We start from the raw sequence: 23956 nt of genomic DNA on the forward strand, positions 1-23956 counted from the left end.
TTCTGCCGTATGGTGGCATTTATGTGCCTGTCCCGTAAGTTGGGGTGTGGCCCCTGTGATTTCAATTGGTGAAAATGACAAACGATCAGTTACTCGCGCAGCTCACGCGCATTGCCGACAGTCTGGAACGTCTCGCCCCGTCCAGCCCGCCCCCGGTTGATCTTGAAAAAGGCGACGCTTTTATATGGGAGGCGGAAACGAACCGCCTGCGCCTGGTGCCAAAGGTCAATCATGTGGACATGTCCATCCTGCACGGCATCGACCGGGTGCGTGATATTCTATATGAGAATACGCTGCGCTTCGCCAAAGGCCTGCCCGCAAACAATGCGCTGCTCTGGGGCGCGCGCGGTATGGGCAAAAGTTCGCTGGTCAAGGCCTCCCACGCCGAGGTCAACCAGACGACCGGCAGCCGCCTCGTCCTGATTGAAATCCATCGCGAGGATATCCCCTCCCTCCCCCTGTTGATGCAGCAGCTTCAGGAAACCGACCGGCGCTGCGTCATTTTCTGTGACGATCTGTCCTTTGACAGCGACGATTCCACCTATAAATCGCTGAAAACGGTGCTGGATGGCGGGTTGGAAGGGCGGCCCGCGAACGTATTATTCTATGCCACTTCCAACCGCCGCCATATGATGCGCCGCGACATGATCGAGAATGAGCGTTCCACCGCCATCATCCCCTCCGAAGCGGTGGAAGAGAAAGTCTCCCTCTCCGACCGGTTCGGCCTGTGGCTTGGTTTTCATAGCTGCTCGCAGGATGAGTATCTGGAAATGATTCGCCGATATATCAAACATTACGATATCCCGATCAGCGAGGAGGCCTTCACCGCCGAGGCCATTGAATGGACGCGGACCCGCGGCTCACGCTCAGGGCGGGTTGCCTGGCAGTATATCCAGGATCTCGCGGGACGGACCGGAACAAAAATCACCTGACTTACCTGACTTAAAAGGAAGGACGCAGCATGGACGCGGATTTCTGGCACAGCAAATGGGAAAAGAACGAAATCGGCTTTCATCAGAACAAGCCGAATGATCTGTTCCCCCGCCATTTCGATCGGCTTGACCTCACGCCGGGCGCACGGGTGTTCCTGCCACTCTGCGGCAAGACGCTGGATATCGGCTGGCTGCTGTCAAAAGGCTATACCGTCGCCGGGGCCGAACTGAATGAAAGTGCCATCCGGCAGCTTTTTGAAGGCCTCAAGTTGACACCCCATGTCTCGGCGGTCGGCCCCCTGATACAGTATAGCGCCCCCGGTATCGACATTTTCGTTGGCGATATATTTGATCTCGACGCAAAGCTTCTGGGCACTGTCGACGCGGTCTATGACCGGGCCGCCCTTGTCGCTCTGCCAACGGAAATGCGGGAGAAATATGCCCGCCATCTGCCGGAAATCACACAAGCCGCGCCGCAACTTCTGATCACGCTGGACTATGATCAGGCGGAAATGAAGGGCCCACCCTTCGCCATTGACGAAGCGGAAGTCCGCCGTCTTTATTCCGCCGCCTTCCAGATTGACCTGTTGGAGAAGGCGGATGCCAGCGGATCGCTCAAAAAGGATATCAGGGTGCATCAGGCGGCCTGGCATCTGCAACCCCGCTGAGCCCGGGACGGAAACACGCGCTTTACCTTAAAGGTAATTGCCGCCGTTACTGATCGCTGTCATGCTGACCGCCAAACCGACAAGGAGACGGACCCATGACAGATAAAGATCTCACCGCCTTTATTCACGAGCGCATGCCGCTGTGCGCCACTCTCGGGATGCGCGCCATAAAGCTGGCCGCCGATGAAGTGGTCTTCACCCTTGATTGGGCGCCCGGCCTCTGCACCAGCGGTGGCATGATCCATGGCGGCACGGTTATGGCGCTGGCCGATGCGGCGGGCGGGGCCGCTGCCTTTGCCAATCTGCCGGAGGGGGCAAGCGGCACTTCCACCATTGAATCCAAGACCAACTTCCTCGGCGCCGTGCGGGAAGGCACAGTGAGCGCACGGGCAAAACCCCTGCATGTCGGCGGTTCCACCATCGTCATCGAGACGGAACTCCGCAATGACGCAGGGAAGCTGATCGCGAAGGTCACGCAGACGCAGACGGTGCTGCGGCCCCGGACCTGACTGATCGCATAATTTGCGGGAAATCAGTCCAGCATGGCGACGGGATCAACGGCCCGCCCGGATTTACGGATTTCAAAGTGAAGCTGGCTCTGCGTCACGCTGCCTGATGATCCGGCATAGGCGATGACATCGCCCTTTTTGACCGCATCGCCTTTGGTCACCGCAATCCGGCTGGTATGGCCATAGGCGGTGACATAACCATCCGCATGGGAAATCAGCAGCAGATTACCAAAGGAGCGCATTTCATTTCCAACATAGGAGACAACGCCGTTTTCCGCCGCGCGGATGGGCGTTCCCTCCTTCACGGCGATATTAACGCCATCATTATGAAAGCCGGTATCCTTCTTGCCAAAGCCGGAAATTACCTGCCCCTTCACGGGCCAGGCAAAGGCCTTGCCGCTGCGGGCGGGCGGGGCCTTTGCGGTATATTTGCGGGTCGGCACCGGCGGCAAATCCAGCTTCGCCATCTGATAGGCTGGCTCTGTCTTTACGGGGGCCGACGCGGGCGGCGATGCGGGCGCCGCGACAGGCGCTGGCGCGGATGCCGGATTGTCCGCCGCAGGTGTCAGTTCCGGCGCTGACAATGGCGCACTCAACGGCCCCGAAGAGAGCGGCGCACTGCGGATAACCGACGGGCGTGTCTCCGATGACGGCAGCGCCACCTTTGTGGGCTCGGAATTGATGATCACGGTCTTGAGCGGCGCATTCGTCTGGCCGGGAACGGTAGGCGCGGGCGCGGGCCAGGCGCTCATATCGTTGGAAGCGACCATCACCTCCGATTGTGTCCGGAGGGGGACGCGGATCTCCATCCCCGGTGTCAGTGTATAGGGCGCACTCAGCCCATTGAAATGGGCGACTTCCTGCACCGTCTGATCATAAACCCGGGAAATGGCATAGAGTGTCTCGCCGGGGCGCACATCATGACGCTGCACCGTCGGCACCTTGAGCTGCTGGCCGGGATGGATGACATAAGGGGATTGCAAGCCGTTCAGCGCAATGACAGACGCCGCCGGGACGCTACTGCGGTCCGCAATCTGCGACAGGCTGTCGCCGCGCTGGACGGTCACAAAATGATAGGAAAGACCCTGATAATTCGGGGCGAAGTTGTCCGCCACCACAACCCGCGAAGGGGTTGGCGCAGGACTTGGCGTGCGGATGGCCTTGGCACTCCGGTTCTGCGGCAGGTAGACGTCATAAAGACATCCCGCCAGCAGGGGGAGCAGAAGGCTTACGCAGGCAACGCGACTGAAAAAAGATACATACCTCGCCATAATGCGCTTATATTAAGCATAAATGACGGAAAGTCACAACAAAATTAACCACATACAAGATGTAGTATCGCCTTAAGATTATTCAGCAACCCCTTGAACCATCGGCACGAATCTGACAGGCAACAGAACCTCCTCTGAGAGATTGCCCGCCTCATCGCGTGTGATCCGCAGGATATGCTGGCTGGTGGAATCCCGCCCCACCGGCAGCACCATAATGCCGTCGGGGGCAAGCTGATCTATCAGCGCCTGGGGCACTTCCTCAGCCGCGGCGGTAACCAGAATGCGGTCAAACGGCGCCTGCTCCGGCCAGCCTTTATAGCCATCGCCGACCCGCGCCGTGATATTGGTGATCTTCAGTTCCTCGAAGGCTTTCTCTGCCGTCTCCAGCAGATTGCGATAACGCTCAATCGAATAGACCCGGCGGCTGAGCCGCGCCAGGATTGCCGTCTGATAGCCCGATCCGGTACCGATCTCCAGCACCTTGCGCCGCTTGTCGAGATTGAGGAGCTGCGTCATATAGGCGACGATATAGGGCTGGCTGATGGTCTGGCCGCTGGCAATGGGCAGCGCAATATTCTCATAGGCGCGGTCGCGAAAGGTCGGCGGCACGAACACATCCCGCGGCACCCGCTCGACCGCCGACAGTACATCGGTGTTACTGATCCCCTGCCGGCGCAGCTCCATGATCAGACGGATTTTCTGGGCCGGATTGTCGTTCACGAGAAGGCCTTTTGCATTTTCTGGGCGAGCGGGATATCCGTCAGGTTCAGCGACAACGGCGTCACCGAGACGCTGCCATTGGCAACGGCCCACAGGTCTGACCCTTTCTGTGGTGTGCCGAGCGAGGGGCGATATCCGAGCCAGAAATAATCCCGGCCGCGCGCATCGACCCGCGCGTCAATGGACAGGTTGGACAGATCGCGCTTTCCCTGATGCGTGATATCGACCCCCACAACCTCACCGGGCGGCACAGGCGGGAAGTTGATATTGATCAGGACATCCGGCGCCCATTCGAATTTCAGCAACCGGCGAATAATGTCGGGGGCCAGTGATTCCGCCGTTTCCCAGTAAAAGGTATCGGTGTCCAGCAGGCACTGGCTGAGGGCGATAGAGCGGATACCAAGCAGGGTTCCTTCGCTCGCCGCCGCGACGGTCCCCGAATAGAGCACATCTTCGCCCAGGTTGCCGCCCCGGTTAACGCCCGACAGGATCAGGTCCGGCCTTTCATCCTTGAACAGATAGTTCATCGCCATCATCACGCAATCGGTTGGCGTTCCCTCCACCGAATATTCATGTTCATCATATCGATGGACACGCAGCGGATCATGCAGCGTCAGCGAACGCGAGGCGCCGCTCTGCTCTTTCTCGGGGGCGACAATATAGACATCATCAGAAAGCTCTGCGGCGATACGCCGGAGCGTCTGCATTCCCGGCGCGTTGAAGCCGTCATCGTTACTCAGTAAAATTCGCAACTTGCCATTCCTTTTCTTATTTTCAAGCGGCGCAGATTTCCGTGACCCCGCCCATATAGGGAACCAGCACCTCGGGGATCCGGATGGAACCGTCCGCCTGCTGATAATTTTCCATGACCGCGATCAGCGTCCGCCCGACCGCCAGGCCTGAGCCGTTCAGCGTATGAACAAAGGCCGTTCCCTTCTCCCCTTCCGGGCGATAGCGGGCCTTCATACGGCGGGCCTGGAAATCGCCGCAGTTGGAACAGCTTGAAATCTCGCGATAGCTGTTCTGTCCCGGCAACCAGACTTCGATATCATAGGTCTTGCGCGCACCGAAACCGGTATCGCCGCTGCACAGCACGACAACGCGGTACGGCAGGCCGAGGCGTTTCAGGATATCCTCCGCACAGGCCGTCATGCGTTCATGCTCGGCTTGCGACTGATCGGGCGTGGTGATGGAAACCATCTCGACCTTGGTGAACTGATGCTGGCGCAGCATACCGGCCGTATCCTTGCCCGCCGAGCCCGCTTCGGAGCGGAAGCAGAGCGTATGGGCGGTAAAGCGCTTCGGCAAGTCGCTCTCGACAAGGATACTCTCACTCACGATATTGGTGAGCGGCACCTCCGCCGTCGGGATCATATATTGATCGTCGGAGATCTTGTAAAGATCCTCCTCGAATTTGGGAAGCTGGCCGGTGCCATAAAGGGCGCTGCCGCGCACCATGACGGGCGGAGAGACTTCGAGATACCCTTTCTCCAGCGTATGGACATCCAGCATGAAAGCGCCCAGCGCCCGCTCCAGCCGGGCGATCTGGCCGCTGGTCACGACAAAGCGCGACCCCGACAGCTTCGCCGCCGTCGCGAAATCCATCAGGCCGAGGGCCTCGCCCAGCTCATAATGCTCCTTCGGTTCGAAATTGAAGGAAGGGGCGTCGCCAACCCGGCGGAGCTCGACATTCTCCGTCTCATCGGCCCCGTCCGGCACATCGGCGTCCAGAATATTCGGCAGCCCGCTGAGCTTCGTGTCAAGTATCTCCTGCAAATCCCGCTCTACTTTTATGAATCTTTGCGTCTCGTCCTTAAGCTCCGCCACCTCGCGGATCAGCACCTCGGCATCACCGCCGGACGCCTTGGCCTTGCCGATCTCTTTCGCCGCCGCATTGCGCCGCGCCTGCATATCCTGCAGATGCGTTTGAGTGTCCCGCCAGTTCCTATCAGTCCCGAGTAAATCATCGGACTGCGGCGGCAGGCCGCGCCGTTTCATTGCCGCATCGAAGTCTTGCGGATTTTCCCTGATCCATTTCAAGTCAAGCATGTTACGCCATTTCGTTTCCGGGTGGATGTCCTGTGTATAAGGGCGCAGCCGCCCGACGTCCAGAGGGCTTTCTGCCGCACCGGGTTTTTATCGCAAATTTGTTGTGACGATCCCACAGGGCCGCCGCTCTCAGTCGGCGTCGTCTTCCATTTCCGCCGCCTCGCGCCGTTTCTCGATCATACGGACGCTGATGATGGAAATACCATAAAGCACGATAATCGGTATGGCGAGGGTGATCTGGCTGAGCGGATCCGGCGGCGTCAAAATGGCCGCCACAATAAAGGCGAACACAACCGCATATTTGAATTTCGACTTCAGCCCGGCGGAGGAAACAATCCCGACCCGGCCCAGCAGGGTCAGCAGGACAGGAAGCTGGAAACACAGCCCGAAGGCAAAAATAAGCTGCATGGACAGGCTGAGATATTCACTGACCCGTGTTTCCGACTGGATCGGCAGGGTTGCCTGTTCCGCCGGTGTCGGCAGATAGCTTGCCATGGCCGGATATTCCGAAACGATGGCCGCAACGGCGCGCGCATAAAGGCTCAGCCCCCCATTACTTTCAAAGCTGAGCAGGAACTTCCAGGCCAGCGGCATGACGATTTCATAGGCCAGTGCCCCGCCCAGAAAAAACAGGACCGGCGTTACAATCAGAAAGGGCAGAAAGGCGCGCTTTTCATTCTTATACAGGCCGGGGGCAACGAAAATCCAGATTTGCGACGCAATTATCGGAAAGGAAATGAACATGCCCGCGAAAAAGGCGATCTTGATATAGGTGAAAAAGGCTTCATGCAGGCCGGTGAAGATCATCCGCCGCCCTTCCAGATCATCGCCAAGCGCCGCCACCAACGGCCGCACGAGGAATGCGAACAACTCCTCCGACACCAGATAGCAGAGGATAAAGGCGACCAGAAGCGCCACAACCGAATAGACGAGCCGGTTGCGGAACTCGATCAGATGCTCCATCAGCGGCGCCTTGTGTTCGTCGATCTCGCTTTCGTTCACGATGCTTTTGTTTCCGAACTGGACTTGAGGGAGGTGTCAGAGGTGCTGGAAGAAGCCTTGGACGCAGGAGATGCGTCCGCCGAAGCGGCGGCGCCCTTTTCCGCATTGTCTCCGGAGGGGGTCGTCGCCGTTGCCGTTGCTGTCGCGCTTGCCGTGACGGCGGCTTTGCCGTTCCCCGACGGCGTGTCTTTTATCTCCGGTTTGATATCGTTGAACATGCCCTGCATGGAACCGGTCGGGTCAACCGCATCCTCCACCTGCTTCTTGATATTGAAGTCGGTGCTGCTGATATCTTTTTTGATATCATCCAGTTCCGCCTCACGGGCGAGATCGTTGATGCCGGATTGGAACTCCCGCGCCATTGCCCGCGCCTTGCGGATATATTTGCCAATGGTGGCAATGGCGCGCGGCAGGTCTTTCGGGCCGACGACCAGCACCGCGATCACCAGCACAACGACCATTTCCGTCCAGCCAATATCAAACATGGCTATTCACATTATCCAAATTGAATGTCACATGAAAAAGGCGGCAGTGCACTTAGCCCTGAGCCGCCTTGTCCTTGTTTTCCGTCTGCTCGCTTTTGGCAGATTCAAGGGCTTCCGGTTTGGATTCCGCCGCTTTCGGCTCATCCTCCTCATTCATGCCCTTTTTGAAATTCTTGATGCCTTTAGCAAGATCTCCGGCAACGCGGGGCAGCTTGCCCGCGCCGAAAATGATCAGCACGATGACAAGGATCAGAATTATTTGCCACGGACCAATACTCATTTCTCAGCTCCTGTTCCCGTCGCGGGAATTTGTCAATTCATGTATCGTCCACAAATACAAAACAGTTTCCGTATCAGGACCTTCTAATACAAACCTCTGAATATCCCTCAACTCATACTATATAAAGGCCGCGTCCCGTTTATACGACATTTAATTTTCATTGGACACGGCTTTATCGCCGATTTCGTCATTTTCCCGCCCCGGGAAAATAAACACCCCTTCGGGATTGAGCGACAAGGAGCACCGATCCCCCGCTTCTGGGCGGCTGAAGGACGCCATGCGCGCGGTCACGCACACTCCGCTCGGGAATTTAAGATCGACAAGGGCATAGGCGCCCAGATTACGGGATAAAATCACCTCTGCCGTCGGCTGGCTGGGATCCACCACGGGCAGCAGGCGAATCGCCTCCGGCCGGATCAACAGCTCATCGGTCATAATATCCTTCGTTGCCACCGATACCGGGATGCTGCCAAGGTCCGTTTGAAAAGCATTGTCCATCCGCCGCGCCGGTACCCGGTTCACATCGCCCAGAAATGACGCCACAAAGGCATTGGCCGGATAGTTATAGAGGGCGCCTGCACTGCCCTGCTGGACAATCCGCCCCTTCTGCATCAGAACAATCTCATCGGCCATGCGCATCGCCTCCTCCGGATCGTGGGTGACCATCAGCACGGTGGTGCCCATGTCCTTCAGCAGCGCCAGCGTCTCATCTCGCACCCGGTTGCGCAGCACCACATCCAGGCCGGAGAAAGGCTCATCCATCAGGATCAGGCGCGGGTTCGGGGCCAGCGCCCGGGCCAGCGCAACCCGCTGCTGCTCCCCGCCGGACAGCATATGCGGATATTTCTTCGCCGCATCGACAAGGCGCACCGTTTCCAGCATCTGCAGGGCACGCGCGCGCCGCTCTCCTGCGGCCAGATCGGACAGGCCAAAGGCGACATTGTCCAGCACCGTCAGATGCGGAAACAGGGCGTAATCCTGAAACACCAGCCCGACGCGGCGATTTTCCGGCCCAATGAAAACCCGCTCATCGGCCATCACCTCTCCGGCGATATGGATGCGGCCCGCATAGGGCCTCTCCAGCCCGGCGGCAAGGCGTAATGTCGTCGATTTACCACAGCCGGACGGACCCAACAGGCATACAAGCCGCCCCGTGCCCACCTCCAGACGGTCGATATCGACGGAGTTGATCCCGTCATACCGGTGACAGACATTTTCAAAGATCAGACTACTCATCACAACCTGCTGTTTGCGGATTTATTCCGGCCGGGTCGGGAACGGGCAATCGCCCGGCTCAGAATGATCACCGGCAGAATGCCGACGACAACAATGGCAAGTGACGGTGCGGCGGCATCGGAAAGCCGCTCGTCAATGGCCAGTTCATAGGCGCGGATGGCCAGGGTTTCGAAGCCGAAAGGCCGCATGACCAGCGTTGCGGGCAACTCCTTCATGACATCGACGAAAACCAGCAGCACCGCCGTCATCAGACTGCCGGAGACAAGCGGGATATGCACCCGCAACATCTTGGCCAGACCCGTCACGCCGAGCGTCCGCGCGGCACGGTCCATATTGGGAGTGACCCGATCGGCCCCCGCTTCCACCGTGTTCAGGGAAATGGCGAGAAAACGGACGATATAGGCAAAGAACAGCGCCGTCATCGTCCCGCTCAGCAGCAGCCCGGTGGAAATGCCGAAAGCGCTGCGCATCCAGTGATCAATGCTGTTGTCGATAAAACCGAAGGGCAGCATGATCCCGACAGCCAGTACCGGCCCCGGCACCGCGTAGCCCATGGCCGCAATGCGCAGCGATATCTGTTCCATACGCCCGGGGGCCCGGCTCTCCCGTCGTGTGCCGTAAATCAGCACCAGCGCGACCAGCAGGGACAAGCCCGCCGCAACCAGCGAAACGGTGACGCTGCTGATCACCAGGCGCGAAAACCCCGCATTAAAGGCACTGCTGGAATGCAGGATACTGTCTTTCAGCAGCCATCCCGTCGGCAGAAGAAAGCCGAGAAAGATGGGCAGCAGACAAGCAACAAAGGCCAGAAACTGCCGTCCTGCCCGCATCTGATAGCGGCTGATCGGCTGATACCGCCCTGTATGATGAAACTTCCGCCGACCGCGATTAAGACGTTCCAGCAGGATCAGCGCAAACACGAAAACCATCAGGATCGCGGCGAGCTGCGCGGCAGCCGCAGGCTCCCCAAGGCCAAGCCAGGTGCGGTAGATGCCGGTCGTGAAGGTATCAATGGCAAAATACTGGACCGCGCCGAAGTCACTCAGCGTTTCCATCAGGGCAAGGGCAACGCCAGTAACAATGGCAGGCCGCGCGAGCGGCAGGGCAATAGTGAGGAAACTGCGCCACGGCCCGCGCCCAAGGGTGCGGCCAACTTCCAGCGCGGCAATGGACTGATCGACAAAGGCGGCGCGGCTCACAAGATAGACATATGGATACAGTACCAGACCGAACATCAGGATGGCACCGCCAAGGCTGCGTATCGGCGGAAACCAGTAATCCGCCCGTGTCCAGCCAAAGGCATCCCGAAGGGCAGTCTGCACAGGTCCGGCAAAATCGAACATCCCCGTATAGGTATAGGCGATGATATAGGCCGGCATGGCAAGCGGCAGAAACAGGGCCCAACTGAAAATGCGCCGACCCGGAAAATCGCACATGGTGACCAGCCACGCCGTCCCCACCCCGATCAGCAGGACAAGCACCGTCACCCCAAGCGCAAGAAAGACGGTATTGGTCAGATAAACCGGCAGGACCGTGCTGGCCAGATGGGCCCAGATATCGCCCGCAGGGACAAAAACATAACCAAACACCACCAGCACCGGCAGGGCGAGGATCAGCGTCAGGATGAACAGCCCCAGCATCATTGCCGGGAAACGGCCACGCGGACCGTCCCGCCGCCGCAGGTCTTGCCGATTTTCAATCTGTACAACGCTCACGGATATCGCCTGTCCGAATGATTATTCCCGCCTTCTTGGCACGGCTCATCCCATCCGTAAATAATAATCACTGGCATTGTCAAACAAAAGCCTGTTTGCGGGCGCCTTCCGCCGGACTGGATTACAGCGGAAACCGGGTCAGGAAAGGTTCAGATTTCCTCTTCTTCCGGATCAATGGGGTCTTCTTCAGTCGTGGCAAGATCGCTGAAAATACTGCCCGGCTCCAGATTGAGCAGGCCCGCCGCCTTCATTTCATCAAAGCCCGGCAGATCCTTGATATCATCCAGCCCGAAGTGGATGAGAAAGTCTTCCGTCACCCCATAGGTGACAGGACGGCCGGGCGTCCGCCGCCGTCCGCGTGGCCGGATCCAGCCCGCATCGAACAGCACATCCATGGTGCCCCGGCTGAGACCGACACCGCGGATTTCCTCGATCTCCGCGCGGGTGACGGGCTGGTGATAGGCGATAATGGCGAGGGTTTCAAGGGCGGCACGGCTGAGTTTACGGGTCGTCTCCCGTTCCATCTCCAGCAGCCAGGCAAGATCGGGCGCCGTCAGGAAACCCCATTTCCCGGCAAGCCGGACAAGATTCACGCCGCGTCCCTTATAGGTCTCCTCAATACTGGCGAGGATGGCGGCAATGTCGGCATCCTCGGGCAGGCGTTCGGCCAGTGTGGCTTCATCCAGCGGCTCGCGGGAGGCGAACAGCAACGCCTCCGCCATTCGGACATGTCCGGGATCGACGCTCATTCCGTGTCTTTCCTCATTTTCACCTGAATGGGGCCAAATGTCTGCCCCTGTCGCAGTTCAAGTCGCCCCTCCTTCGCCATTTGCAGGCTGGCGAGCAATGTGGACGCCTGCGCCGAACGACGGCTGAAAGGGGTCGCCAGATTATCGGGCAGATAGGACATCAGATCGGTCCATTCGGGCAAGGATCCCAGCATCCGTTCGAGCCGGGCTAGCGCCTGCTCTACGGAGAAGACCGCCTCCCGCATCAGGCGGAGGGGATTGGTGATGCCCTTGCGCTCCTTCTGCGCGGCATAGGCGTGCAGCAATTCGCGCAGCGTACAGTGATACCGGGAATGACGCAGGATACGGATCGCCTCGGGCCGGCCGCGCGCCATCCGGTCGCGCCCGGTAATGCGCCCGTCCATCAGCTTGTCCGCCGCGCCGCGCATGGCCTCCAGCTTGCGCAGCATGAACGCGAGCCGTTCGGCAAGTTCCTCCCCGCTCGGCCCCTCGTCATCCTTTTCCGGCGGCAACAGCAGCCGGGATTTGAGATAGGCCAGCCATGCCGCCATCACCAGATAGTCGGCGGCCACCTCAAGACGCAGGCTGCGGGCCTGCTCGATAAAAGTGAGATATTGCTCCGCCAACTGCAAAATGGAAATTTTGAGCAGATCGACCTTCTGATCGCGGGCAAGCAGCAGCAGCACATCCAGCGGCCCTTCATAGCCATCGAGGTCGACCAGCAACGCCTGCACGGGATGCGCAATCACCTCCGGATTTCTCTGCCCGGCCTCATCGAAGGAGCCCTTATCCATTTGACCCCTTTCCTGCCCGTGAATTGACGCCTTTGACCATGGCAAAAATCTAGCCGAGACCGGCCAGCTTGGCAATCAGATTGACCACATAGTTAATGGGCGCGCCGAGCAGCCAGCTCAAAGGATTGATTTCACTTCCGAGCTGGCGGGAGATCATCGGCACCAGAAAGATCACGGCGAGCAGGATCACGAAGCCATAGCGTTCCAGCCGGGCAAGCGGAAGCGCGAGACGATCCGGCAAGAGGCCAACCGCGACCCGCCCGCCATCCAGCGGCGGCAGCGGCAGAAGATTAAAAACCCCCAGTATCACATTGAGGATAATGCCATTTCTGAAGTTATCGGCGAACCAGAAGGCCATATCACCGGACATATATTGCAATGAGTGCACCCCGAGGGCGAAGAGAAAGGCGAGCAGGAAATTCATTCCCGGCCCGGCCAGCGCGACCCAGATCATGTCGCGCCGCGGATTGTTGAGGCGCGCCACATTGACCGGCACCGGCTTCGCATAACCGAACAGAAACGGCGCCTTCACCAGCAGCAGAAAGCCCGGTATGAGGATTGTGCCGACCGGGTCAATATGGCGGAAGGGGTTGAAGGTCACCCGCCCCTGCCGCTTCGCCGTGTCATCGCCAAGCTTCCAGGCAACGAAGCCATGCGCCGCCTCATGCAGCGTGATGGCGGTCAGCGCCGGGATAATCCAGATGGAAATCTGATAGAGAATGCCCGTTATATCCATCACACCGTCTCCCGCGCCAGAATTTCCGCGAGGCGAATGCTGTCCTCCTCCGGCCGCAGCGCGGTGTCGCCCGCCGCCTGCTGCAATTTTTCCCCATGGGCGATGCGTGCCAGTGTCTTCTCATGGGGCGGCGGGCATTTCCCGGCCACCTCCCGCATCTCATCGAGCTTGCCGGAGCAATGCAACACGATATCCACCCCGGCGGCCAGCGCCTTCTCCGCCCGCTCCCCCAGCGCGCCGGAAAGCGCCTGCATATTGATATCATCGCTCAACAGCAGACCGTCGAAGCCAATCTCGCCACGGATCACTTCGTCAATCACGATCGCCGACTGTGTCGCCGGATGATGCGGATCAATCTCGTCAAAAACGATATGGCTGGTCATGCCCCAGGGCAGCAGGGAAAGCTGCTGAAAGGGCCTGAAATCCGTCGCCGTGAGTCTATCACGCGCCGCGCCCACATGGGGCAATTCCAGATGGCTGTCCACCGTCGCCCGGCCATGCCCCGGCATATGCTTGATCACGGGAAGAATTCCGGCTTTCAGCATTTCCTCCGCCACCACGGCGCCCAGACGGGCGATGACCATCGGATCATCGGCAAAGGCGCGATCGCCGATGGCCGCAACCGTTTCCTCAAGCCGGAGATCAAGACACGGCGTGCAATCCACCGTGATGCCCGCCGCCTGCAGATCCGCGGCAATCAGACGGGTGGTCAGGCGCAACGCCTCGATGGCGAGGGCCGGATCGCGGCCATGCAGATCACCAAAAAAGCCGAAGGGCCGCGCCTCGAACCAGTCGGGCGCGCGCAGGCGCTGCACCCTCCCGCCTTCCTGATCAATGAGAATGGGGACATTGGGCCGATCCGCCACCTCCCGCAGCTCCGCCGTCAGCGCGGCGAGTTGCGCCGGGCTTTGCACATTGCGGGCAAAAAGGATGAAGCCGAAGGGCTTTTCAGCGGCGAAGAAGTCTCTCTCCGCCGTCGTCAGATGAAGCCCTTCAAAGCCGAAGATAACAGCGCGAAAAGACGCCGGATCATCCGCTGACAACGAGACAATCCTGCTTCGCGGCCTTCAGATCATTACACAGCTTCGAGGCGGCATCGCGACCAAAGGAACCAAGCTGCAAACGATAATAGGTTTTGCCGTTGACCTGCACATCCTGCACCCGATACCCGACGCCGGAGAGCAGGGAGCCATGCTTGCCCGTCAGGTTGGACCATTGCTTCTCCGCTGCATCGACGGATCCGAAGGAGCCGACCTGCACCCAGCTATTGCCGCCGGGCGTCGCCGTTTCCTTGGCAGGGGGCAGAGCCGCCGTCACCGTTTCTTTCGCGCTTTCTTTCACCGTCTCCGAAGTCTCGGCGACTTTTTCTTCTGCAGCGGCGGCAGTTTCTTTTGCGGCCTCAACGGCTTTTTCAGTGGTGTCACTCACCGCATCGGCAGCCTTTTCCGCTGTCTCAGTCACCTTGTCGGCGGCCGCCTCACCGTCTTCCGTCGCCTTTTCCACAAGCTGATCCAGCTTGTTTTCATCCGCCGCCTTTTCAGCCTCGCTCAGCTCCGGCTTTTCCTCGCGGATCGCCGCTTCCGGCGGGGCCATCAGCTTTTCTACCTTTTCCTCTCCCTCACCGGAGTTGAGGACGTTGAAGACCTGCTTGTCCTGATTGGGCACTTCCATGCCGCCGGGATCCTCCGGCGCCACCTTCACCGGCGCCTTGTCGGCGCTGATGATCGGCGGGGCGAGTTGCACGCCCTTCTTCACGCCCTGATCATAGGCGTACCAGATACCGATGCCGAAACCGAACACGATGAGCAGGGCCAGCGTTGCGCCAATCCATCTCCGGCGGCTGAAACGCGGTTCATCCTCGCCCTCATAAAAATCATCATCCGGATATTCATCTTCGCGGTTCACTAGCCATACTCCTTTACCATATCGACGCCGAGAGATGTCATCCCGCCATCCAGAATTGCATCCAGCGCCCCGAGCAGCACTCTTCTTGCGGGCGTCTCCGCCCCTCCCCCAAGATAGTCAGAGGAAATCGGGCGCTCCGTCTCGAACAGGCGGAAAAATAGCAAGGAAAGGTCCTGGAGGAAAGAGGCGAGATAAAATCCGTCCTGCTTGCGCAGCGTCTCTTCCACCGCCAGCGGCCAATCCGCCAGCCGCCTCATGAGCGCCCTTTCCTCCCCTCCGTTCAGAAAGGAAAGATCCGCCCCCTCCAGAATGGCCCTCTCTCCCGCCGCCCACGTCGCGTTTAGCCGCGCCAGCATCATCCGCGCATAGGGAATGGCGAAAACAGGGTTATTATAGCTGCGCTCTGTGGCCAAAATAGGGCTGAACGCCCTCATAAAGGCGGGCGGATTGGCGATCAGGGCAAATTTCGTGCGTGCCTCCCCGCATCTGGCAATCGCCGCTCCGGCCGGATAACCGCTATCGCTCTCTGTATTCTCCGCCGCCACCTCGATTATCACGGCCCCTGACTTTTCCGCAAGCCGCCGCAGCACTTGCCCATTCACGTCTTCCCGCAGGCCGCAAAGATCGTGCAGCGAAGCCGGGCGGCGGACTGTTACTGCCCCCAAACCCGCCGCCAGCCCATCAAGGCCATATCCTGCCCCCTCCCGCAGCAGCAGAGGAAGCTGCGCCTGCCAGAATTCCGGCTTATATATCAGATTGATGTAGCCATTTGTTTCATACCGCACTTCTGTGAGATCGGGCAGCGCCTTCAAACGGGAGAGAAGCGCATCAATCCTGGCGTCTGCCCCTTCCCGGCCCGCCGATGTCAGCAGGATCGCCGCATTAGTGGCCAGATCCGCGACATGTGGCCCCTGCGGCGGGCGGAGGCGTAAATCGGCGAGAAACCGCGCCGCCGCCATCTCGGTCGCAAAGGCATCGCTTCCCAGCGCCGATAACAGCGCCTCACGGACCATAATATGATAGGATCGGGACATCCCGCGCTTTCCTTAACAGCGGCCAATTGACAAACAGCAATAGGATTAATACATCATCTATTGTATAGTCACTATAAATCAGGGCGGATTGGCCCTGTCTTTTGGGTAGATGTTGAAATGTCTGTCATGGATCAAATGGAGCCGCCGGTCAAACTTTCCGATCAGGCCGCGGCGCGCGTAAACACCATTGTCGAGGAAATGAATTCCGACAAAAGGATGCTGCGCGTTGCCGTCAATGGCGGCGGCTGTTCCGGCTTTCAATACAGCTTCGATCTTGATGATACGCAGAATCCCGATGATGTCGTCGTCACCAACAAGGGCGCGACGCTGCTAGTGGACCAGATATCCCTGATGTATCTCGCCGGGTCAGAAATTGACTATGTCGAGGATATGATCGGCGCGTCATTCCAGATCAAGAACCCCAACGCGACCGCCTCCTGCTCCTGCGGGTCATCATTTGCGATTTGATCGGCCGGTCAAAGATGCTAGAAAAAAGGCCCGGTTCATGCCGGGCTTTTGTGTTTTTCGGGGGATGAGATGAAAATTGCGAGCTGGAATGTCAATTCCGTGAAAGTCCGCCTGCCGCGGCTGATGGATTATCTGAAAGACTACGCCCCCGACGTGCTCTGCCTTCAGGAATTAAAGGTCATCGACGAGAATTTCCCCCGTCTGGAGGTGGAGGAACTCGGCTATCATGTGGAAACACACGGCCAGAAAACCTATAACGGCGTCGCCCTCCTTTCCAAATTCCCCCTTGAGGATATCCGTCGCGGTCTGCCGGGCGATGACGCGGATGAGCAAGCCCGCTATATGGAGGCAACCGTGCAGGGCATACGCATCGCCTCCATTTACCTGCCGAACGGCAACCCCGTGGACAGTGACAAATTTCCCTATAAGCTCGGCTGGATGGAGCGGCTGATCACCCACGCCAAAGGGCTGCTGGAAAGTGAAATGCCCGTTGTCCTTGCGGGCGATTACAACATTATCCCGCAGGATGAGGATTGCTATGATCCGAAGGCATGGGAAGGCGATGCCCTGACCCGCCCGGAAAGCCGCAACCGCTTCCGCCAGCTTCTCAATATGGGCTATACGGATGCCTATCGCGCCTATACCACCGATGTGAATTACACCTATTGGGACTATCAACGGGGCGCCTGGCAGAAGGATCACGGCATCCGCATTGATCATCTCCTCCTCTCCCCGCAGGCGACGGACCGCATGGGCAAAGTCGGGATAGACAAGGGCCCGCGCGGACAGGACAAACCCTCCGACCACACCCCTATCTGGGTGGAGATTGAGGGTTAGGAAAACCGCCAAATCATCAATGTAAAGAAAAAGCCCGCCTGGGAAAGGCGGGCTTTTTACATTTCAGTACCGAGCTTAGGGCGTTCAGCGCTTTAGCTGATCCACATCGCGGACAGCGCCACGGGCGGCGCTGGTGGTCAATGCTGCATAGGCCTTGAGCGCGGCGGAGACTTTCCGGGAGCGTGGCTTGGTCGGCCGCCATCCCGCAGCCCCCTTGGCATCCATACGGATGCGGCGATCCGCAAGGTCAGCATCGGAAATTTTAAGATTGATGGTCCGGTTGGGGATATCAATTTCGATGATATCGCCTTCCTGTACAAGGCCAATGGCGCCGCCCTCCGCCGCCTCCGGCGAGACATGGCCAATGGAGAGGCCAGAGGTGCCGCCCGAAAAGCGCCCGTCCGTCAGCAGTGCGCAGGCCTTGCCGAGGCCCTTCGATTTCAGATAGCTGGTCGGATACAGCATTTCCTGCATGCCGGGGCCTCCTTTCGGCCCTTCGAAAACGATGACAACCACGTCCCCTTCCTTGATTTTATCGCCCAAGATGGCGTCAACCGCCGCATCCTGACTTTCAAATAGACGCGCCGGACCGGAAAATTTCAGGATGCTGGCATCGACGCCCGCCGTCTTCACGATGCAGCCTTCCTCCGCGATATTGCCATAGAGCACCGCGAGGCCGCCATCTTTCGAATAGGCATTCTCCAGCGAGCGGATGCACCCCTTCTCCCGATCAAGATCAAGGTCGGGATAGCGCTTCGACTGGCTGAAGGCCTCCGTCGTGCGTACGCCGCCGGGCCCCGCGCGATAGAATTCCTGCACCGTATTGCTGCGGCTCTGCGTCACATCCCAGAGCTGGATGGCTTCGCCCAGGGTCGGAGAATGCACCGTCGGCACCTCCTCATGCAGCAGCTTTGCCCGGCCAAGCTCGCCCAGCAGCGCCATGATGCCGCCGGCGCGATGCACATCTTCCATATGATAGGTCTGGATGCTGGGCGCCACCTTGCACAGATGCGGCACCCTGCGGCTTAACCGGTCAATATCCTTCATGGTGAAGCCAATCTCCCCCTCCTCGGCTGCCGCCAGCAGATGCAGCACCGTATTGGTGGAGCCGCCCATCGCGATATCCAGCGACATGGCGTTTTCAAACGCCTTGAAGGAGGCAATTTCGCGTGGCAGCAGGCCCGGTTCATCCATCTCGTAGTGACGGCGGGTGATATCGACAATGGTTCGCGCCGCATCGAGGAAGAGCTGCTTGCGGTCCGCATGGGTGGCGAGCAGACTGCCGTTGCCCGGCAGCGCGAGACCCAGCGCCTCGGTCAGACAGTTCATGGAATTGGCCGTAAACATGCCCGAGCAGGAACCACAGGTCGGACAGGCCGAACGTTCAACTTCCGCGACCTGCTCATCCGTTACATTGGGATCCCCCGCCTGGATCATCGCGTCAATCAGATCAAGGCCAACCACCTTGCCGTCCGCCATGCCCTTGCCGGCCTCCATCGGGCCGCCGGAGACGAACACCACCGGAATATTCAGCCGCATCGCCGCCATCAACATGCCCGGCGTGATCTTGTCGCAGTTGGAAATGCAGACCAGCGCATCGGCGCAATGGGCATTGACCATATATTCCACGGCATCGGCAATAATCTCCCGCGACGGCAGGCTATACAGCATGCCGTCATGCCCCATGGCAATGCCATCATCCACGGCGATGGTGTTGAATTCCTTGGCGACGCCGCCGCATTTCTCCACCTCGCGCGCCACCATCTGACCAAGATCCTTCAGATGCACATGGCCGGGCACAAACTGCGTAAAGCTGTTGGAAATGGCGATAATCGGCTTGCTGAAATCGTCATCTTTCATGCCGGTCGCACGCCACAGCGCGCGCGCGCCTGCCATATTGCGTCCATGTGTACTGGTTTTGGATCGGTATTGGGGCATTTTGATCTCTTTCCTGAACTGACTGACATTCTAGTTAATACGAACCGGAGGTCAGGACAAGTGCAAGCCCGGCATAGCGTGGCTTTTGCGGTTATTTTTTCACGAAATTCAACCTTTAATTGTTATTACCAGTGAAATAGCTACTTAAGGCTTTGCTCATGCCGCATAACACCGAGAGGCCCGGAAAATGCAATGCGAAGGAATAACGCGCGCCGGAAAGCGTTGCCGCAACAAAGCGCTGGACGATGAAATTTTCTGCGAGATTCACTTACGGGTCAACCGCACCTACAATCTCGCCCTGCTGATCCCCTTTGCGACGGCCTTGCTGTTTGCCTATTTCTTCCTTTTCGGTCTGTATTTTGACACCCTGCACTATGGCATTTTCGATTTGCAATATCTGAAATACGCCGGGCTCGATGATTTCTTCATCGGCATGCTGCGCAATGGCGGGATGCTGACAGCCGTCGTGCTGAAGGCGTGGGCCTTTTACACCTTCCTTGTCGCCGCGGTCTTCACGATATGGCTTCTGGCACGGCTCATTCATGTTACCTCCGGCAAGCATCTCAAGCTCGCCACGCGGCTCAAGATGATCGGGCTCAGCCTCGGAATTTTCACTCTGAATGTGCTGCATATGTTTATTTTCATGATCCCGCAGCGCAACCGCAAATATCCGGCGCAGATCATGATCGGGCGGGAGCATCTCGCCCTTTCCCTGAACCGCCACCGCAGGACGCTTGCCGACAAGGACGGGCCCGATCCGGCAGAGATCGCCGGCACACTCTATCGCCGCTTTCTGGCTGTTTCCACCTTCCGCAATCATCGCTTTGCGGTCACGATCCTGCTGCTGACACTGGCCTCCACCGCCTCGATCCTCTATGCGGGCTATGAAGCGCGCAAAATGCGCCAGTGTATCATTATGGCAAGCGATGGCCGGATAGTTCCTGCCGAAAAAGATGCCGCCACACTCTATCCCGCCCTCAATATGTCCAGCCTCTGCCGCAGCCATCTTGATACCCCGGCGGAGGATATCAGCGTCAGCAGCAAATTCCGCCGCACGTTGGTCAATTTCTTTAACTTTCCCGTCGTCATGCTGAAACAGGGCCAGGCGGCGAAACCGGTTCTCTATCTTGGTGCCACCTCACGTTTTGAGCTGTTCTTCAACGGCGCAACCCGCCTGCCCTTCGCCGTGCCGGTGCAGCATCTCGGCCCCCTCTATGGCTCGCCGCCGATGCGTGATGACAGCCGCATCGCCGGGATTGAAACGCGGATGGGCGCGATCGAGGCGCTGGCGCAGGAAAACGGCCGCACCCTTTCGGAAAGCCTGCGCCTCGGTCAGGAGAACAGCAATCTTCTGAAAAGCCTCGCCGATGCCGCGAAACAACCGGTCACGCCGGATCTTGGCGCGGTCAACCACAAGCTTGCCCGGCTGGAACAGAATGCGGCCGAAACCGCCGCCGCCATCGACGGCTTGCAGGAAGGCATGGGCCGCATCGGTCATGCGCTTGGCGAGATCGAGCAGACGACAACCGCCCGCATCGGCGCCAGCGTGCCGGAGGATTGCTGGGAGATTGACCCGCATCTGATTGTCACCTTCAATGTCGGCTCGACACGGGTGAGCGGCGCTGAAACGCAGGCGCTGATCGCCAGGCTGGCGGAGCATTTTAAAAAGCGCGAGAAACATTTCATTGTCATCTCCGGCCATTCGGACCCGAGCGGCTCCACCTTCGAGAATTACCGCCTGTCACGTCAGCGCGCCCATGAGGTCACCAATCTGATGCTGGAGGCCGGACTGGCCAAGGAGGCATTGTTCGTGATCGGCCGGGGCGAGGATGACAGCCCCGACCTGCCGCAGCGGCGTGTTGAAATCCGCGATTGCAGCGCGCCTGTCCGGGAGGATTGAGCCGCGCCGCCGCCGCCTCCCATGATCCGGACAGGCAGAGACGTTATCCTGTTGTCACCGCAGCAACTTTGCGCCATGCTGCCGGTCGATAAATAACAATGGCAGGATCAAATGTCAGGCATAACAAAAGAACAGGCACAGAACCACTTCGACAATAATTTCAATAGCTGGATCCGGGAGATGGGGCTCACCATCGAGGAAATTCGCCCCGATTTCGTCAGCATGCGCATGCCCGTCAGCGAAAAGGTCATCCGCACCGGCGGCATGATCTGCGGCCAGGCAATCATGGCGCTTGGCGATACGGCGATGGTGTTTGCCGTCGCCGCCTCCGTCGGGCGTTTTGTTCCGATGACGACGGTGAATATGCAGACCAGCTTCCTGCGCGCGGCGATGGGGGATGAAATGTTCTGCGACGTGCGCATTGTCAAGCGGGGCAAACGACTGGTTTATGGCGACATGAACTTGCATATGGGCGACCCGGAGGTCACCGCCGCCCATGCGACAACCAGCGTCATGTTGCTCTAACGGCAGCCAGACCGGACCTGCCCCCGTGGCCCTGCGCGAGTTTTATTTCGGGAGAACGACGCCCGTCCCGTGATCATCAATCAGCCGTTCGGACAATTCCGGCATGGCGAGACGGATTTTCTGAGCGGGCGGGCGGGCCGGTGGTTCGAAATAAGCATCAGGATCGGCGGCCGGGCGCAGTGACATTTCGGCGCTCGTCTCCCGTCCGGTATCGCCAAGATGCCGGGCCGGGCGAAACCCCTGCGCCAGCAGGGAATGGTAATGCCAGGCGTTATAGACGAAAATGAAAACCGGCAGCGACAGGCCAAGCGTCGCAATGTTCATCAGTGTCATGCCGACAAACCCGAGGATATGTCCCCGGTACAGCGCCGGAAATGGTCCGAAAAGCAGGCAGGTCCAGGAAATGCCGCAATAGGCAATCGCCCGTTTCTGCGTCTGCGGCTCGATCATCGGAATAGCATAGGCCATCACTCCCTCCCTTGCCGAATATCCGCTGCCCGGAGGTTTGCATCAATTTCCACTCCGGGAAATGCGACCTTTTTTAACCTGTCTGAAGACTAGCAGGTAATTATTGACGAAACCTTGCCAGAACGCCGTCAATTTGCCGAAATTTGTCCGGAGTTTCCCTGCCCGCCAGCAATATCCTTTTGAATCAGGAGCTTGGCGGAGGCCCACAAAATCGGGCCTTTCTGGACTTGCGCCGTGCCGATCAGCCATAACCCGGCGGCGGGGCGAATCCGCCGAATGCTTCCTCTATCAACTGGCAGAATCGCAGGCTGCTGCGGTCCTCCCCATAGGCAGCGACGGCCTGCAATCCGACGGGCAGCCCCGACGGCGTGATCCCCACGGGCATGACGGTGGAGGGCAGATCGACCATATTCGAATAGCCCGCCCAGAAAAGCTGGTCCGTGGTCGGCTGCGGCCGGCCGTTTATATCCAGCATGCGGTCCTGCCGCTCTCCCTTCTGGTTATGGGGAAAGGCGGGTCCGGCCGCCGCCGGACAGATCAGAATATCCCAGTCCTCGAAAAAGGCCTGCCATTTCTGCGCCATTTTCATTCGCTCATTATGCAGGCGCAGCCATTCCTTATGCGGCATCGTCCCGGCCCGCGCCATCAGGGTCAGGTAGCTTTTGTCATCGGCAGGCGCCGACGCCGCAATGGCGCGAAAGCGCTCTAGCTGCGACTCGGTCAACCCTGTCGAGGTGGCAGCGCGCAGCAGCAGGATATAGGTTTCATAGGCATCAGAAATGGGGATATCGGGGCGCGCCTCCCGGCTGACGCGCGCGCCCGCGGCCTCCAGCCTGTCGCCGAGGGATGAAAGTGCGGCCTGATAATCGTCATCCACATCAAACCCCTCCGCCGCCGTCATCAGGGCAACGCGGAAGTCTTTCAAATGGCGGTGTCGCGCCGGGGCAAGCTGCAATTTCCACGCGGCATTTTTCGGCTGTGTCGGCCCCGCCATGATATCGAGCGCCAGTTCCAGATCAAAGGCCGAGCGGGCAAGCGGCCCCAGCACCGCGATATCGCTTTCCGCGACAATGCCGGGCGGTCGCTGTCCTATACCGGGAATGATGCCGTAACTCGGCTTATGCCCGAAAACGCCGCAATAATGCGCCGGGTTGCGGATGGACGCGCCAATATCCGATCCGGCCTCCATCCCCGTGAGACCCGCCGCCAGCGCCGCCGCCGACCCGCCGGAGGAGCCGCCCGGAATACGCGCCAGGTCCCACGGATTGTTTGTCGTGCCATAGATGTCGTTAAAGCTCTGCCAGTCGGCGAGCATGAAGGGCACATTCGTCTTGCCGAAGATATTCGCCCCCGCATCCAGCAGCCGCTGCACCGCCACGGCATTCTGCGCCGGGAAATTCTCCCGCCACGCCGGATTGCCCCAGGTGGAAGGACTGCCGACAAAATCATAGGATTCCTTGATGGTCATCGGCACGCCATGCAAGGGCCCGAGGATATCTCCGCGGAGGCGCGCCGCATCCGCCTCCCGCGCCCGCTTTCGCGCGCCTTTTTCATCCTGCCAGATCACCGCGTTGACATCGCCGTTATAGCGATCAATCCGCGCCAGATAGTGATCGAGCAGCTCTTCCGCGCCGATATTGCCGGTGGCGATCTCCCGCGCCTGCGCGGTTGCCGATGCGTAATGAATTTCCGTTATATCCGTCATGAGCTTCCCCCTCCCCCTCGGCCAGTGCCG

25 protein-coding genes are annotated in these 23956 nt (G+C 59.2%); 7 read left to right on the forward strand and 18 right to left on the reverse strand.

What is annotated here, in order from left to right:
- The first annotated feature begins 74 nt into the window (after nucleotides 1–74).
- From CMN55_RS13405 to CMN55_RS13415, 3 genes are all read left to right on the forward strand, one after another.
- Nucleotides 75–932 (forward strand): ATP-binding protein, encoded by an 858-nt coding sequence (locus CMN55_RS13405; protein ID WP_293950320.1) that lies wholly within the window; start codon nucleotides 75–77, stop codon nucleotides 930–932.
- A gap of 29 nt (nucleotides 933–961) precedes the next feature.
- Nucleotides 962–1600, forward strand: coding sequence for a thiopurine S-methyltransferase (tmpT, locus tag CMN55_RS13410; protein ID WP_293950321.1), 639 nt, complete (start codon nucleotides 962–964; stop codon nucleotides 1598–1600).
- A 95-nt stretch (nucleotides 1601–1695) separates the two neighbouring features.
- The gene (locus tag CMN55_RS13415) at nucleotides 1696–2109 is read left to right on the forward strand and encodes a PaaI family thioesterase (protein WP_293950322.1); all 414 of its coding nucleotides are present in this window, start codon (nucleotides 1696–1698) and stop codon (nucleotides 2107–2109) included.
- Nucleotides 2110–2132: 23 nt separating this feature from the next.
- On the opposite strand, the gene CMN55_RS13420 is transcribed toward CMN55_RS13415, so the two are convergent.
- The 15 genes from CMN55_RS13420 to CMN55_RS13490 form a co-directional block, all read right to left on the reverse strand.
- Entirely contained in the window at nucleotides 2133–3380 is a 1248-nt protein-coding gene (locus CMN55_RS13420) for a LysM peptidoglycan-binding domain-containing M23 family metallopeptidase (RefSeq protein ID WP_293950323.1), read from the reverse strand.
- A 78-nt stretch (nucleotides 3381–3458) separates the two neighbouring features.
- A complete protein-coding gene (locus CMN55_RS13425) occupies nucleotides 3459–4100 on the reverse strand; it encodes a protein-L-isoaspartate(D-aspartate) O-methyltransferase (RefSeq protein ID WP_293950324.1) in 642 nt (213 codons plus the stop codon).
- Nucleotides 4097–4852, reverse strand: coding sequence for a 5'/3'-nucleotidase SurE (gene surE / locus CMN55_RS13430; RefSeq protein WP_293950325.1), 756 nt, complete (start codon nucleotides 4850–4852; stop codon nucleotides 4097–4099). Before surE ends, CMN55_RS13425 begins: the two co-directional genes overlap by 4 nt.
- Nucleotides 4853–4874: 22 nt before the next feature.
- On the reverse strand, nucleotides 4875–6149 hold the full coding sequence (gene serS, locus CMN55_RS13435; protein ID WP_293950326.1) for a serine--tRNA ligase: 1275 nt from the start codon (nucleotides 6147–6149) through the stop codon (nucleotides 4875–4877).
- 129 nt (nucleotides 6150–6278) lie between these two features.
- The gene (gene tatC / locus CMN55_RS13440; protein WP_459253669.1) at nucleotides 6279–7154 is read right to left on the reverse strand and encodes a twin-arginine translocase subunit TatC; all 876 of its coding nucleotides are present in this window, start codon (nucleotides 7152–7154) and stop codon (nucleotides 6279–6281) included.
- Nucleotides 7148–7636, reverse strand: a complete 489-nt coding sequence (gene tatB, locus CMN55_RS13445) for a Sec-independent protein translocase protein TatB (protein WP_293950328.1) — start codon at nucleotides 7634–7636, stop codon at nucleotides 7148–7150. The genes tatC and tatB overlap by 7 nt, the downstream gene beginning before the upstream one ends.
- 52 nt (nucleotides 7637–7688) lie before the next feature.
- Nucleotides 7689–7916, reverse strand: coding sequence for a twin-arginine translocase TatA/TatE family subunit (gene tatA, locus CMN55_RS13450; protein WP_293950329.1), 228 nt, complete (start codon nucleotides 7914–7916; stop codon nucleotides 7689–7691).
- A 150-nt stretch (nucleotides 7917–8066) separates the two neighbouring features.
- The gene (locus tag CMN55_RS13455) at nucleotides 8067–9152 is read right to left on the reverse strand and encodes an ABC transporter ATP-binding protein (protein ID WP_293950330.1); all 1086 of its coding nucleotides are present in this window, start codon (nucleotides 9150–9152) and stop codon (nucleotides 8067–8069) included.
- Entirely contained in the window at nucleotides 9152–10795 is a 1644-nt protein-coding gene (locus tag CMN55_RS13460) for an ABC transporter permease (protein ID WP_459253670.1), read from the reverse strand. The genes CMN55_RS13455 and CMN55_RS13460 overlap by 1 nt, the downstream gene beginning before the upstream one ends.
- Nucleotides 10796–11016: 221 nt before the next feature.
- On the reverse strand, nucleotides 11017–11616 hold the full coding sequence (gene scpB / locus CMN55_RS13465; protein WP_293950332.1) for an SMC-Scp complex subunit ScpB: 600 nt from the start codon (nucleotides 11614–11616) through the stop codon (nucleotides 11017–11019).
- On the reverse strand, nucleotides 11613–12410 hold the full coding sequence (locus tag CMN55_RS13470; RefSeq protein ID WP_293950333.1) for a segregation and condensation protein A: 798 nt from the start codon (nucleotides 12408–12410) through the stop codon (nucleotides 11613–11615). The genes scpB and CMN55_RS13470 overlap by 4 nt, the downstream gene beginning before the upstream one ends.
- Before the next feature lie 49 nt (nucleotides 12411–12459).
- Nucleotides 12460–13146 (reverse strand): site-2 protease family protein, encoded by a 687-nt coding sequence (locus CMN55_RS13475; RefSeq protein ID WP_293950383.1) that lies wholly within the window; start codon nucleotides 13144–13146, stop codon nucleotides 12460–12462.
- A complete protein-coding gene (gene nagZ / locus CMN55_RS13480) occupies nucleotides 13146–14189 on the reverse strand; it encodes a beta-N-acetylhexosaminidase (protein ID WP_293950334.1) in 1044 nt (347 codons plus the stop codon). Before nagZ ends, CMN55_RS13475 begins: the two co-directional genes overlap by 1 nt.
- Nucleotides 14176–15051 (reverse strand): SPOR domain-containing protein, encoded by an 876-nt coding sequence (locus CMN55_RS13485; RefSeq protein ID WP_293950335.1) that lies wholly within the window; start codon nucleotides 15049–15051, stop codon nucleotides 14176–14178. The genes nagZ and CMN55_RS13485 overlap by 14 nt, the downstream gene beginning before the upstream one ends.
- Nucleotides 15051–16085: a DALR anticodon-binding domain-containing protein gene (locus CMN55_RS13490; RefSeq protein ID WP_293950336.1), complete on the reverse strand. Its 1035-nt coding sequence runs from the start codon at nucleotides 16083–16085 to the stop codon at nucleotides 15051–15053. Before CMN55_RS13490 ends, CMN55_RS13485 begins: the two co-directional genes overlap by 1 nt.
- Nucleotides 16086–16202: 117 nt before the next feature.
- Here CMN55_RS13490 and erpA point away from each other — a divergent pair, with 117 nt between their 5' ends.
- Together erpA and xth are read left to right on the forward strand one after the other, a co-directional pair.
- A complete protein-coding gene (gene erpA / locus CMN55_RS13495; RefSeq protein WP_293950337.1) occupies nucleotides 16203–16553 on the forward strand; it encodes an iron-sulfur cluster insertion protein ErpA in 351 nt (116 codons plus the stop codon).
- A gap of 69 nt (nucleotides 16554–16622) precedes the next feature.
- Nucleotides 16623–17390 carry an exodeoxyribonuclease III gene (gene xth / locus CMN55_RS13500; RefSeq protein WP_293950338.1) on the forward strand — a complete coding sequence of 256 codons (768 nt, stop codon included), beginning with the start codon at nucleotides 16623–16625 and terminating at the stop codon, nucleotides 17388–17390.
- 84 nt (nucleotides 17391–17474) lie between these two features.
- On the opposite strand, the gene ilvD is transcribed toward xth, so the two are convergent.
- Nucleotides 17475–19328, reverse strand: coding sequence for a dihydroxy-acid dehydratase (gene ilvD, locus CMN55_RS13505; protein WP_293950339.1), 1854 nt, complete (start codon nucleotides 19326–19328; stop codon nucleotides 17475–17477).
- A gap of 187 nt (nucleotides 19329–19515) precedes the next feature.
- Here ilvD and CMN55_RS13510 point away from each other — a divergent pair, with 187 nt between their 5' ends.
- Together CMN55_RS13510 and CMN55_RS13515 are read left to right on the forward strand one after the other, a co-directional pair.
- Nucleotides 19516–21228, forward strand: coding sequence for an OmpA family protein (locus CMN55_RS13510; RefSeq protein ID WP_293950340.1), 1713 nt, complete (start codon nucleotides 19516–19518; stop codon nucleotides 21226–21228).
- 111 nt (nucleotides 21229–21339) lie between these two features.
- Nucleotides 21340–21753 carry a PaaI family thioesterase gene (locus CMN55_RS13515; RefSeq protein ID WP_293950341.1) on the forward strand — a complete coding sequence of 138 codons (414 nt, stop codon included), beginning with the start codon at nucleotides 21340–21342 and terminating at the stop codon, nucleotides 21751–21753.
- Between the two features lie 42 nt (nucleotides 21754–21795).
- On the opposite strand, the gene CMN55_RS13520 is transcribed toward CMN55_RS13515, so the two are convergent.
- Both CMN55_RS13520 and CMN55_RS13525 read right to left on the reverse strand, forming a co-directional pair.
- Nucleotides 21796–22221, reverse strand: a complete 426-nt coding sequence (locus tag CMN55_RS13520) for a hypothetical protein (RefSeq protein WP_293950342.1) — start codon at nucleotides 22219–22221, stop codon at nucleotides 21796–21798.
- 241 nt (nucleotides 22222–22462) lie between these two features.
- Complete coding sequence (locus CMN55_RS13525; protein WP_293950343.1) at nucleotides 22463–23926, reverse strand: amidase; 1464 nt, start codon at nucleotides 23924–23926, stop codon at nucleotides 22463–22465.
- Nucleotides 23927–23956: the final 30 nt, after the last annotated feature.

The sequence above is a fragment of the Sneathiella sp. genome (genome assembly GCF_002694385.1).
Taxonomy (GTDB): domain Bacteria; phylum Pseudomonadota; class Alphaproteobacteria; order Sneathiellales; family Sneathiellaceae; genus Sneathiella.

Excerpts from the sequence above, each read along its gene's own strand:
- CMN55_RS13405 (WP_293950320.1), top strand. The coding sequence starts at position 75 with ATGACAAACGATCAGTTACTCGCGCAGCTCACGCGCATTGCCGACAGT.
- tmpT (WP_293950321.1), top strand. The coding sequence starts at position 962 with ATGGACGCGGATTTCTGGCACAGCAAATGGGAAAAGAACGAAATCGGC.
- CMN55_RS13415 (WP_293950322.1), top strand. The coding sequence starts at position 1,696 with ATGACAGATAAAGATCTCACCGCCTTTATTCACGAGCGCATGCCGCTG.
- CMN55_RS13420 (WP_293950323.1), bottom strand. The coding sequence starts at position 3,380 with ATGGCGAGGTATGTATCTTTTTTCAGTCGCGTTGCCTGCGTAAGCCTT.
- serS (WP_293950326.1), bottom strand. The coding sequence starts at position 6,149 with ATGCTTGACTTGAAATGGATCAGGGAAAATCCGCAAGACTTCGATGCG.
- tatB (WP_293950328.1), bottom strand. The coding sequence starts at position 7,636 with ATGTTTGATATTGGCTGGACGGAAATGGTCGTTGTGCTGGTGATCGCG.
- tatA (WP_293950329.1), bottom strand. The coding sequence starts at position 7,916 with ATGAGTATTGGTCCGTGGCAAATAATTCTGATCCTTGTCATCGTGCTG.
- CMN55_RS13455 (WP_293950330.1), bottom strand. The coding sequence starts at position 9,152 with ATGAGTAGTCTGATCTTTGAAAATGTCTGTCACCGGTATGACGGGATC.
- CMN55_RS13460 (WP_459253670.1), bottom strand. The coding sequence starts at position 10,795 with ATGATGCTGGGGCTGTTCATCCTGACGCTGATCCTCGCCCTGCCGGTG.
- scpB (WP_293950332.1), bottom strand. The coding sequence starts at position 11,616 with ATGAGCGTCGATCCCGGACATGTCCGAATGGCGGAGGCGTTGCTGTTC.
- CMN55_RS13470 (WP_293950333.1), bottom strand. The coding sequence starts at position 12,410 with ATGGATAAGGGCTCCTTCGATGAGGCCGGGCAGAGAAATCCGGAGGTG.
- CMN55_RS13475 (WP_293950383.1), bottom strand. The coding sequence starts at position 13,146 with ATGGATATAACGGGCATTCTCTATCAGATTTCCATCTGGATTATCCCG.
- CMN55_RS13490 (WP_293950336.1), bottom strand. The coding sequence starts at position 16,085 with ATGTCCCGATCCTATCATATTATGGTCCGTGAGGCGCTGTTATCGGCG.
- erpA (WP_293950337.1), top strand. The coding sequence starts at position 16,203 with ATGTCTGTCATGGATCAAATGGAGCCGCCGGTCAAACTTTCCGATCAG.
- xth (WP_293950338.1), top strand. The coding sequence starts at position 16,623 with ATGAAAATTGCGAGCTGGAATGTCAATTCCGTGAAAGTCCGCCTGCCG.
- ilvD (WP_293950339.1), bottom strand. The coding sequence starts at position 19,328 with ATGCCCCAATACCGATCCAAAACCAGTACACATGGACGCAATATGGCA.
- CMN55_RS13510 (WP_293950340.1), top strand. The coding sequence starts at position 19,516 with ATGCAATGCGAAGGAATAACGCGCGCCGGAAAGCGTTGCCGCAACAAA.
- CMN55_RS13515 (WP_293950341.1), top strand. The coding sequence starts at position 21,340 with ATGTCAGGCATAACAAAAGAACAGGCACAGAACCACTTCGACAATAAT.
- CMN55_RS13520 (WP_293950342.1), bottom strand. The coding sequence starts at position 22,221 with ATGGCCTATGCTATTCCGATGATCGAGCCGCAGACGCAGAAACGGGCG.
- CMN55_RS13525 (WP_293950343.1), bottom strand. The coding sequence starts at position 23,926 with ATGACGGATATAACGGAAATTCATTACGCATCGGCAACCGCGCAGGCG.